At 49.9% G+C, this 11174-nt stretch carries 13 protein-coding genes; 4 read left to right on the top strand and 9 right to left on the bottom strand.

The features are described from left to right. The first annotated feature begins 54 nt into the window (after positions 1-54). Entirely contained in the window at positions 55-1107 is a 1053-nt protein-coding gene (locus ACYP03_RS11465) for a GGDEF domain-containing protein (protein ID WP_459779913.1), read from the top strand. 8 nt (positions 1108-1115) lie between these two features. On the opposite strand, the gene ACYP03_RS11460 is transcribed toward ACYP03_RS11465, so the two are convergent. After that, a complete protein-coding gene (locus ACYP03_RS11460; RefSeq protein ID WP_248140903.1) occupies positions 1116-1715 on the bottom strand; it encodes a DUF924 family protein in 600 nt (199 codons plus the stop codon). Between the two features lie 168 nt (positions 1716-1883). Here ACYP03_RS11460 and ACYP03_RS11455 point away from each other — a divergent pair, with 168 nt between their 5' ends. Further along, on the top strand, positions 1884-2312 hold the full coding sequence (locus ACYP03_RS11455; protein WP_459779910.1) for an HIT domain-containing protein: 429 nt from the start codon (positions 1884-1886) through the stop codon (positions 2310-2312). A gap of 41 nt (positions 2313-2353) precedes the next feature. On the opposite strand, the gene ACYP03_RS11450 is transcribed toward ACYP03_RS11455, so the two are convergent. The 5 genes from ACYP03_RS11450 to znuA form a co-directional block, all read right to left on the bottom strand. Then, positions 2354-2599: a FeoC-like transcriptional regulator gene (locus ACYP03_RS11450; RefSeq protein ID WP_459779908.1), complete on the bottom strand. Its 246-nt coding sequence runs from the start codon at positions 2597-2599 to the stop codon at positions 2354-2356. Then, the gene (gene feoB / locus ACYP03_RS11445; protein ID WP_459779907.1) at positions 2596-4911 is read right to left on the bottom strand and encodes a Fe(2+) transporter permease subunit FeoB; all 2316 of its coding nucleotides are present in this window, start codon (positions 4909-4911) and stop codon (positions 2596-2598) included. Before feoB ends, ACYP03_RS11450 begins: the two co-directional genes overlap by 4 nt. Further along, the gene (locus ACYP03_RS11440; RefSeq protein ID WP_459779905.1) at positions 4908-5135 is read right to left on the bottom strand and encodes a FeoA family protein; all 228 of its coding nucleotides are present in this window, start codon (positions 5133-5135) and stop codon (positions 4908-4910) included. Before ACYP03_RS11440 ends, feoB begins: the two co-directional genes overlap by 4 nt. 208 nt (positions 5136-5343) lie before the next feature. After that, positions 5344-6705, bottom strand: coding sequence for a murein DD-endopeptidase MepM (mepM, locus tag ACYP03_RS11435; protein ID WP_248140910.1), 1362 nt, complete (start codon positions 6703-6705; stop codon positions 5344-5346). A 2-nt stretch (positions 6706-6707) separates the two neighbouring features. Continuing rightward, positions 6708-7601, bottom strand: coding sequence for a zinc ABC transporter substrate-binding protein ZnuA (znuA, locus tag ACYP03_RS11430; RefSeq protein ID WP_459779903.1), 894 nt, complete (start codon positions 7599-7601; stop codon positions 6708-6710). A 99-nt stretch (positions 7602-7700) separates the two neighbouring features. Between znuA and znuC the strand changes: the two genes are divergently transcribed. Together znuC and znuB are read left to right on the top strand one after the other, a co-directional pair. Further along, complete coding sequence (znuC, locus tag ACYP03_RS11425) at positions 7701-8468, top strand: zinc ABC transporter ATP-binding protein ZnuC (protein ID WP_330959150.1); 768 nt, start codon at positions 7701-7703, stop codon at positions 8466-8468. Continuing rightward, positions 8461-9246, top strand: a complete 786-nt coding sequence (gene znuB, locus ACYP03_RS11420) for a zinc ABC transporter permease subunit ZnuB (RefSeq protein WP_248140914.1) — start codon at positions 8461-8463, stop codon at positions 9244-9246. Before znuC ends, znuB begins: the two co-directional genes overlap by 8 nt. Here znuB and ACYP03_RS11415 read toward each other — a convergent pair. From ACYP03_RS11415 to ACYP03_RS11405, 3 genes are all read right to left on the bottom strand, one after another. Beyond that, positions 9243-9560, bottom strand: coding sequence for a VF_A0006 family four-cysteine protein (locus ACYP03_RS11415; RefSeq protein ID WP_248140915.1), 318 nt, complete (start codon positions 9558-9560; stop codon positions 9243-9245). The genes znuB and ACYP03_RS11415 overlap by 4 nt on opposite strands. A 94-nt stretch (positions 9561-9654) precedes the next feature. Beyond that, on the bottom strand, positions 9655-9945 hold the full coding sequence (locus ACYP03_RS11410; protein ID WP_459779901.1) for an SGNH/GDSL hydrolase family protein: 291 nt from the start codon (positions 9943-9945) through the stop codon (positions 9655-9657). A 323-nt stretch (positions 9946-10268) separates the two neighbouring features. Continuing rightward, positions 10269-10919, bottom strand: a complete 651-nt coding sequence (locus ACYP03_RS11405; RefSeq protein WP_459779899.1) for a TfoX/Sxy family DNA transformation protein — start codon at positions 10917-10919, stop codon at positions 10269-10271. Between the last annotated feature and the right edge of the window lie 255 nt (positions 10920-11174).

Below are 11174 nucleotides of genomic sequence, written 5' to 3'. Positions count from 1 at the left end.
GGCTTTTTAGTGCCATTAGAGGTTGAAGACCTTTTACTTAAACATGGAATGTTTATGAGCCTTGAAGACTCAAAAGATACCGGCATCAGTCTTACTGACGACTTTCTGTCGTCGACTCAAACCTTGCGTAAAACCATTCCTTTGATGATAAAGCATAAAGTTCCGACCACACCGGTCAATTATGCTTTATGGTACAGCTATACAACGAATCAGATGCCGCTGCTCAATCAGGCACTCGATCAAAGTCTGGCTCAGTATGGTCATTGCCCGCCCAGCCTGTCTGATTCTCTGTACCGTACTCACCTGAGTCAGGGGCCGGACAGTGAGCAGGGGCAGATCAGTCACAGCCTGCAAGCCATTATGGATGAGCTTTGCCACACCATGGACGGCTCTAAAAATGAGACCCAGGCTTTTCATCAATCTCTGTCGAAAACCTATCAGCGGCTCAGTCAAAAAGTGGCACAGGGGGTCAATGTGCATGAAGCCAACGGGCTGGTGCAGGAACTGCTTGATGAGTCGAAAAGTATGCATCAATCCAGCGCCCTGCTGAATCAGCAACTGGAAAGCGCTCATCAGGAAATTGAAAACCTGAAAAAAGCACTGAAAGACAGCCTGAAACATGCCAATGAAGACCCGCTGACCGGCTTGCTCAACCGCAGGGCTTTTCAGCAGGATCTGAACAGCTGTATCCAGCACCGCACTCCTTTCAGTCTGGTGCTGCTGGACATTGATAACTTTAAAACCTTCAACGATGACTTTGGCCACCTGATGGGAGACAAAGTCCTGTGTTCCGTCGCCCGGCATCTCCAGGCTTGGTGCGAATGGGGCATGCAGACATATCGCTACGGCGGAGAAGAATTCGTGGTAATTTTACCCGGCGCGACGCTCCAGCAAAGCTGGCAAAAGGCTGAGAAGCTGCGTCAGGTCATTTCCGGGATTGCCGTTCAGGACAAACAGTCCGGTAAAACCGTCAGCTCCATCACGGTTTCTATGGGTATTGCGGAGCAGACAGGAAAAGAAAACGGCCTGGCTGTTCTGGCCAGAGCCGATAAGTACCTGCTTCTGGCCAAAAGCCTGGGCCGGAACCGTGTCTTACCTCTGATTTGAGGGTGCGGTTACTGGCCAAAACGATGTGCGGTCTGCAGGTAAGAGATCTCATCCCGGGTCGATAATCTGCCGCATGCTGCATTGCGGTGCGGGAAACGCCCGAAATCTTTGATGACCTGATAATGGCTCACCGCATACTGATAGAAGTCATCGAACACCGCTTTATGTTCAGCAGGAACTGACTGACGCAACTGATCAAACCGGAAGACACTTTCTTCCTGATCTTCCAGCGCCTCAGAATGCTCCAGCGGCATATAAAAGAAAGCCTGTTCGATGGGGGTCAGCGAACGGTCAAAGTTTTTGGCCAGCCCTCGCTTACACAATGCCTGAGCCAGCGAATCATAACGAAAAGCAGCTGCCAGGCCACGATAGATATTCCGGCTGAACTGATCCAGCAGAATCAGGAGCGCCAGTGTACCTCTGGGCGTTTCCGTCCAGGCATTTAATTCTCCCCGGCCAGCCTGACTGACCAGATCCCGGAAACGTTCCGTGATTTCACGGTCAATCTCCTCACTGCCTTTGAACCAGAGACTCCGTTTGTTCTCCGCTGTCACGTCACCTTGCAGATGACCAAACCAATAGGCCAGAACGTCTTCAATATCTGCCATCGTTTTCCCCTCTCAAACCGTAACCTCTCACAAGGTTACTGTAATTTCGGCGCTTTCGCGGCCGCACTCTGTAGTTTATCCTAGGGTGAGCTGAACTGGTGTGAATGCAATTTGTATCGACCCGATAGCTGACTTGTGAAGCACTTAATAGAAAGAAGGAATACAACAATGAGTTTCACCCTTCATCCGAGACTGAGCGCGGATACTCAGGTCATTGGCGATTTACCGTTGTGTCGGGTTCTGTTATCGAAAGAAGCCATTGGTCCCTGGCTCATTCTGGTCCCGCGCTATGAATCCTTAAGAGAAATCCATCACATGACCGCGGCCGATCAGCAGCAACTGATGATTGAATCTTCTGCCACAGCGCAGCTTCTGGAAACATATTTCAGCCCGGACAAAATCAATATCGGTGCATTAGGCAATCTGGTTCCGCAACTGCATATCCATCATATTGCCAGATTTACAACGGATATTGCCTGGCCCGGACCGGTATGGGGAAATACAGACGGCAGCCAGCGCACCGAAAACGACGAAAAAATCCTGGCAGAACGACTGAAATCCTTATTCAGTCAATTGCCCGGCTTTTTACCGGTATAACGGCACCAAATCATCAGGGAGAGCAATGCTCTCCCTGATATTTACTCACAAATGACCGTCACCGGTAACTCATTCGCTTTGAGCACCCGGTACCAGACCTCACCCTGTGGTTTACAGCACCCGGCCGAACTACAACCATCACGTTCCTGTCCGATCAGGCCTTTTTTCACCCACAACGCCATCATGGCATCCACCCCGTCTTCACTCAGACCAAACCGGTGCGCCAACTGACGGCGGCTGATCCGGCCAGATTGTTCAACCTGTTCCCGTAACTGCTGCAAAATCATAAAAGTACCCGTTTCAAACCTTGGTCTTTCTGACGACGGCTGTATCGCTTCAGCGCAAAGACAACGAGCAGATTAAGACTCAGGATAAGCGCAATCCAGCCCATACTGCCTGTTGTACCCAATTCAGCAATCTGAAAACACAAGGTTGAGATACTGAACGCCAGCCACATAGTCCACGCGGCAATCGACACCGCAAAGCGGCGGCCGAACTCCCGGGCATAAGCGCCCATTGCAGCAACACACGGCGTATAAAGCAGAATGAAGATTAAATATGACAGTGCAGCGGCCTCACTGCTGAATCCTGATCTCAAACTGTCGTATACCGATACACTGACCCCCTGCTCAGATGCCGCTAAAGAGGAGTCTTCCACATCCCCGACACTGATACCAAGCGGATCACTGTAATTCAGCGCAGCCAGGTTTGCCGGTACAGATGCTACAGCCTCGGCAAGACCGCCCCACAAATCGTAATCGCTGTCAGCCTCCTCACTGGTGGCGTACAGGCTGTTCAGTGTCCCCACAACAGCTTCTTTGGCAAATAAGCCAGTGATAATCCCAACGGTCGCTGGCCAGTTATCTTCCTGGACACCCAGTGGCGACAGCAGCGGTGTCGCAAGTTGAGCCGATTTTGCCAGCACTGAATCCGGGCTGTCCTCATGACCAAAAGTACCATCGGTGCCAATCGAGTTCAGGAAACTCAGCAAAGTCACCACCAGCACGATGGTTTTACCGGCCCCAAATACAAAGCGTTTGAGTTTATGCCAGGTATTAATCATCACAGCACTGGCTTTCGGCCACTCATAGCGCGGTATCTCCATAATCAGCGCATCACTGGTTCCGGGCAAAATCGTATGGCGCAGGAGCAAGCCAGTCAGAACTGCCGCAACAATCCCGGCAAGATACAGGGCAAAGACCAGATGCTGCCCCTGATGCGGAAAAAAAGCCGCCGCAAAAAGCGCATAAACTGGCAGACGGGCACCACAGGACATAAAAGGTGCCATAGCAGCAGCCAGCTGTCTTTCGCGCTCCTGCTCCAGAGTCCGGGTGGCCATAATCGCAGGAACGTTACAGCCAAATCCCAGTACCAGCGGCACAAAAGCTTTGCCGGGCAAGCCGATTTTCTGCATCAGACGATCAAGCACGAACGCTGCTCTCGCCATATAGCCTGAGCTTTCCAGCAATGTCATCGACAGATAGAGAAACGCGATGACAGGAATAAATGTCGCAACCGTCTGGATGCCGCCCCCCAGCCCGTCGCACAGGATAGTGACCAGCCAGGCTGGCAGACGCCCATCCAGCAGATGATGTCCGCCGTCAACCAGCACCGTCCCGACACTGATATCAAAGAAATCAATAAATGCGCTGCCGAGATTAATTGACACCATGAACATCAGATACATGGCTAACATCAGAATCGGTAAGCCCAGCCACGGATGCAGTACCCAGCGGTCAATTGCATCGCTGGCCGCCAGACTGCACTGCCCCTGCTGACGTCTGACCTGAGTGCACAACTGGTGCAGAAAGCTGTAACGACTCTCGGCAAAACTGATCTCCGGATCCAGCTGAGTGGCAATGCGTGCACAGCCCTGCACAACGGCTTGCTGAACATCAGTTGCCTGATGTTCCAGCAACAGTGCATCTCCCTCCAGCATTCTGAGCGCAATGCCCCGCTCCGCCAAAGGCTTCAAACCGTCAGACACAGCATGAGCTCTGAGGCCCTTTTGCAGCAGCAAAGCAACTTCACGCTCAATGCAGTCATCAAAGCAGATCTCCGGTTGCCCGGCACTGATTTTTCGGCCCGGACTCGCAGCAATCACCTGAGCCAGTTCTTCCTTAAACCGGGTCACAGATTCTGACTGGTTCGCAGCAACAGTAAGCACAGGACATCCCAGCTGTGCCGCCAGCTTTTCCGTATTGATATGCTGCCGGTTGGACTGAATGACATCCATTTTGTTCAGCGCCACCACCACAGGCAGCCCCAGTTCCAGCAGTTGCAATGTCAAATACAGTCCCCGTTCCAGACAGCTGGCATCCACAACATTCAAAATAACATCTGCGTTTTCAGCCATCACAACCTGAGAGGCAATCGCCTCATCCAGACCGGCGCCGGAGGCATCACTATCCAGCTGATAAAGGCCGGGCAGATCGGTCATCACGTACTGTTCATCAAGATAGGTATAGCGACCTGTTTTTTTGTCTACGGTAACGCCGGGCCAGTTACCGACTTTTTGCCGGGCGCCGGTCAGGCCATTAAATAAGGTGGTTTTCCCGCTGTTTGGGTTGCCTATCGTCAGCATCACGTGTGATTTCATTTCAGCGTTACCTCAATACTGCTTGCGATCTTTTTCTGAATGGCCAGATCACATCCCCGCAGACGAATTTGCAGTGGATCTCCGAGTGGGCCGCGACGAATCAGCTGAACGGGGGTGTTCGGCAATAATCCCAACGCGACAAGACGCTTTCGCTGTTCCATTGGCAGGCTGGCAATATCGGTGATCACCGCACAATCACCAATGGAAAGTTCTGATAAACGCATATTAACACTCAACAATAATCATTCTTATTTTCAAATGTTAATGATGCGCGTGATGAAAGGATTGATCGTTATCAAATAACTTGATTAAAACTGTGAAGACTATGTTTTCAAAAACAGAGGTTTTCAAAAACAGAACCAAGCGCGCCGCAGTCGGCAGTGATTCAGGCTTCACCATCAAAAAACGCATCCTATGGATGCGTTTTTAAGGTTATCCCGGCATCACTGCCAGCAGATTTTGCCGTTCCCGGTTCGCCAGTTTGCGATACTCGGTTCTGGTCTTATTGGGCACTGGGTCTGCCTGCGGAAGCGGTACCTTCATGGCATTCACAGCACGGCCATACTTGAGCAGTTCATAATGCAGGTGTGGCCCTGTTGAACGGCCGGTATTTCCACTCAGGCCAATTTTTTCACCCATTCGGACTTTTTGTCCGACTTTCACCAAAATTTTACTCAGGTGAAGATAACGGGTGGAATACTCACGACCATGTTTGATCATGATGAAATTCCCTGCCAGTGAGTGCTTTTGCGCTTTCACAACCACGCCATCACCCGTCGCGACCACTGGGGTTCCGATCGGAGCCGCAAAATCTGTTCCGTTATGTGGTGACACTCTGTGCGTAACCGGGTGCTTGCGGTGCGGATCGAACGAAGAACTGATCCGGAAACGCTTCTGGGTCGGATAACGGTTCAGCGCGCGGTTCAGGCTGCGGCCATCTTCATCATAGAATTCACCATCGTCGTATCGCATGGCAAACAGCTCATGATTGCCACTCATGTAATACAGCGCTTTCACTTCTCCTTCACCGACGGCTTTCCCGTCGATAAATTCACGTTCAAGCGTGATCGCAAAACGGTCCCCTTTCCGGGCTTCCTTTCCTAAATCAAAACGCCATTGCAGGGCTTTCACCAGGGTTTGGATCTGAGCCGGCGTCATACCCGACGCCCGGGCTGACTGGTAGAAGCTGCCCGATACACGTCCGGTCAGGCGAACAGGTTTGAACTCACCAGCACGTTCTACCTTCTGATGCTTATACCCGTTCGGCGTCAATTGATAGGTGTCGGTATATTTCGCACTTCTCTCAATAGACAGCTCGCTGATTTTCCCCTCATCATCGAGCGACCATTCAATACGCTGCCCGACCCGAAGAAACTGGATCGATTTGTCGGCATCTATCAAACGGTACATATCTGAAAGCGGCAACGCGTACTGGGTGAAAATTTCTCCCAGAGTTTCGCCAGAAGCAACCTTATGGGCATGAGCAATATCTGTCGCTTTATCCAGCTGCTGCTCTAATTCATCTTTCGGGATCTGAAAATCCGGGTCTTCCGGGTCAAGTACCACCCCAAGTGGCTCACTGTTCTGTTCTGACAGTGAAACCATCTCTTCCGGCGTGATCGGTACTTCCCGCCTTGATTCCGACTCAGTACGAGAACCGTGAGAAGGCGAATGAACGTTTGCAGGCTGCCACATCAGAGCAGCCGCAATTAATAGTGATGTTGAAGCAAGCGCAATTCGGTGTTGACGGGGGAGCTGAGAAAACCGTCTGGCTGCAACCGTTAATATTTTCATTGTTATTTAAGACATTCGGTGAAACTGTATCCGAGTTCTTGCAGGAACCGGACATATCCTCCCTGTTCCGCTGCAATGTCCGTTGCCATTGGATCCAGGGTGCCAATTTTAATATCACTGCCATTTACGACGCTTTGAATGACCGCAGGTGAGAACTGCGGTTCCCTGAAAATGCACTTAACCTGAGATTTTTTTAAGGTATTCCGGATGGTAATCAAGGTTTTTGCGCCAGGCCGGCGATCAGGGGAAACCGTGAAGTGTCCCAGATTATTCAAACCGAACGTTTCTTCAAAATAGCCATAAGCATCATGAAAAACGTAGTACCCTTCGTTTTGCACAGGTTGAAGCTGTTTTTTCAGGTTTTGTACTGTTTCAGTCACGCTGGCAGTAAACCGGGACAGGTTAGCCTCATATCGGGTGCGATTCAATGGATCCCGTTCAATCAATGCAGTGCTGATCACTTTTGCCGCTTCAATTGCTTGATCCGGACCCAGCCACAGATGCGGATCGACGCCATGATGATCATGCCCGTGTTCATCATGATGCGTTTCATGTTCACTGCCATACTCCCGCAAAGCCATTCCGGACTGTGCCGTCAGTGCCAGTGTATTCGTCTGGTGCGACAGAATTTTGGTCAGAAAGGATTCCAGCTCAGGTCCAACCCATACCACTAAATCTGCTATTTTGAGTTTTTCCACATCCGAAGGCCGCAAAGCGTAATCGTGAGGCGAGCTCCCTGCCGGTAACAAGGTTTCACTTGAGCCTACGCCCTCAACCAGTTCCTGTACAATCAGATTCATCGGATGTACGGTCGTCACAACCTGCAAAGACTTTGCTGAAGCAGTAAAAGACAGAAACAATGTGATGGCACACCACAAGGCACCGAAACGCGACATGGGACTCCCCTTAAAATATTCCATGAAAAGAAGTCGAGGATGTTATAATATAACACCTCAAGATAGCAACGAGATTCACACCCTTTTATGGCCAGCTCAATGTCCGCCAATCCTTTGGTAGAACTTCAAAATGTTACCGTTCGCGCATCCGGCCGCCACATTCTTGATCAGGTGTCACTTCGTCTGGAACGTGGCCAGATCACCACACTTATCGGTCCGAATGGCGCAGGTAAATCGACCTTAGTGAAGGTTGTTACCGGTTTACGTAAACCAACCTCCGGCAAAGTCCGTCTGGCAAAAGGTTTACGTATTGGTTATGTTCCGCAAAAACTCCAGCTTAACAACAGCCTGCCTCTGACTGTTGACCGCTTTATGGCACTCGCAGGCAGATACAGCTTCCAGCAGCGCCTGGATGCACTGGCTCTGGCTGGCAGTGCGCATCTGGCCCACAGTGACATGCACAGCCTGTCCGGCGGTGAAATGCAGCGCGTCCTGCTGGCTAGGGCATTGCTGCAAAATCCTGATTTACTGGTTCTGGATGAGCCCGTACAAGGGGTCGACGTGAGTGGCCAGTTAGAGCTTTACAGTCTGATTCAGTCTCTGCGGGACAAACTCAACTGCGCAATCATGATGGTGTCGCATGACCTGCATCTGGTGATGGCTAAAACCGATCATGTCATCTGTCTGCAGCATCACGTCTGTTGTTCCGGCGAACCTGAATCCATCACCAGTCACCCGTCTTACGTGGCCTTGTTTGGACGACAGCAGAGCGAACAGCTGGCGCTGTATCATCACCATCATAATCACGAACATGATCTGGGCGGCAGCCCGCTTGGTCCTTGTCAACACGGAAATCACAATGCTTGAATTCATGTTACCTGCCCTTGCAGCAGGTATTGGCATCTCCATGCTTGCCGGGCCATTGGGCTCTTTTGTTGTCTGGCGTAAAATGGCGTATTTCGGGGACACCCTGTCACACGCTTCCCTGCTGGGAATCGCGCTGGGCTTTTTGTTCAACATCAACCTGAATCTTGCGCTGGTCATCTGTTGTCTGACACTGGCTGTCATTCTGGTCAGCCTTCAAAAGCAACGCTACATCGCCACAGACACACTGCTGGGTATTCTGGCACACAGTGCCCTGTCACTTGGTCTGGTTGCCATCAGCTTCATGGATCATGTCCGTATTGATCTGATGGCCTATCTGTTCGGTGACCTGCTGGCCGTCACAACTGACGATCTGATTTGGATTTACGGCGGCGGTGCGATCGTCATGGGCTTACTGATCACTCTGTGGCGGCCGTTGCTGTCGATGACAATCAACGAAGATCTGGCACAGGTTGAAGGCGTAAATGTCGATCTGATGCGACTTTTGTTGATGCTGATGGTCGGCATGGTGATTGCCGTTGCGATGAAGTTTGTCGGCGCGCTGATCATCACTTCACTGCTAATCATTCCGGCCGCTACGGCCCGGCGTTTTGCTCAGAGTCCGGAGCGCATGGCCATCATGGCTTCTGTATTGGGATGCATTGCTGTTTTACTGGGGCTTTGGATGTCCTGGCACTACGATACGCCAGCCGGACCATCCGTCGTTGTATCTGCCGCATTACTCTTTCTGTTCAGCCAGTTCAAACGCTCCGAAGCCTAACGCAGAAAAGAGCGATACCTGTCCTGACAGGCTTGCTTGATACTGAGCGTTGCCTCCAGCCTGCTTGATTTCGACATAAAATCAAGCAGGCACTGGTAATAGTCCTTATCTTTCTCTGTCAGTAAAATATTATCGAGATAAAGTTCCCGGCAGGCATTCAGTAACCACGTAATGGCTGCGGGCTCCTCTGCGGCAGACACGTACTGCAGAACACAATTGTTATATTGTTCACGCTGCTCAGAAAAACTGGCGGCAGCTGCATTACTCTGGCACAGCCAGTATGCCAGCCATCCAATCATCACCAGAGTCTTCATAGGCCATACCAGACCAAACAACGCTTCATCTAAGCATAGCCGAGGCCAAGCACCCCGGATTCAACCATAACCCGTTTGTCTTACCATCCCCGTATCAGATCGATGCCGAAAAAAGCTGCAAACCAGACTGGCTGATCACATGCAGGATATCACTGGCAAAACGCTGATGTTCTTTCACACTGGGGTGCCAGTGACAACCCTCACCGAACTGGTAAACAGAGTACGGATAATGAAGAATCTGTTTTTTCCCTTCACTCTCCAGCTGTTGGATCACTTGTTGGGCGTAGGAGGCAAAGAGCTCATTGGACATGACCAGCAAGGGGACATCACCATATCGTCTGTACAACGCCGTGAGAAAAGCTACTCCGGATAGAAAGCTACTCAATCAAATTCTTTCTCTATCATGAAAGGCATTCGCTCACAAAAGTGAAATGGTTCTCACAAGTGATTGAAAAATATAAATATCCAAAATAAAAGCAAATGACACATCACGATATATATGAATCGCAGGATTTTTATCTTCCAGGTTATATCGTCATGAATGACTGCACGACTATGCATGTGTTCCCTCTGGAAAGTTATTCCAGAAGAAATTGAGGGAGAATGGAAGAAAATCTGAGCGGACAGTCTGCAGACCATAAAAAACGGAGGTAGTTGCTACCCCCGTTTTTTATTGGTTCACTTCATAGAGTCTGACAACTTTTAGTGTCAGTTGAATACTTCAGCAGCATGTTTTTCCGATTCAGTATGATACGGATAAAACTGCTTTCGTTGTTCCAGTTGCAGCAGCAGCTCATCTTTCAGGGATGGATTCAGCAATGTCCAGTGACAGCCTTCGACAGCACCGGCAAACATCCACAACAGTTTTTGATCAACACTTTTTCCCTGAGACTGCTTGACCAGCAGATAAGCATCAACTGCCCCCATGTCATAAAAAGCATCAACATCTTCGATGCCTGCTTTTTTCATCATCCGCTCCAGCGTCAGACGCAGGTTCGGCAAATCTCGCAACCTTCTGTTGCGTGCCGTGCCTTTCATGACTTTTTCTTTCAGCGCAATTGCAATAGAGCTTTGAACCAGCTCAGTGCAAAGTGCAGGCTGAGAATCATAAATATCTGAGATATCATAGTAATTTACGATGGCCACTGTACTTCGTTTAACATGCTTAAACTTGTGGCATCCCAATTCCAGCAGCTGATGATCTAACTTCTCACCGCCACGGATGTAGAGCTTTTCGTCAGACAACAGAGCATACATTGCTCCCTGGACGAAGATACCTGTACCACCAAACATCGATCGCTGTTCATTCGGCACAAAGGTATCTAGGTAATCAATGAATGTTTCTTTCGTGAGTGACACAGCATTATTCCTAATATTATTCTTCGTTATCGATTTAAAACCAACGCCAACTATCATATGCAACCATGACACACAGAAATTATAAATTCCACATATGAAACAATACACAAATCAAAGTGAGACATTGCGCATGTTATAGAGCGAAATAAAATGAAATTTCAGCTTCTTAGAGTCTGTATCAATAACTGAGAATTGTGTAATTCAGGACATTTTCCTTCGCTTCGGATCGTTTTACCGGCTCACAGAGACTAAGGT

It is taken from the genome of Photobacterium sp. R1 (assembly GCF_054600795.1).
This window is presented reverse-complemented; position numbering and strand designations above follow the sequence as displayed.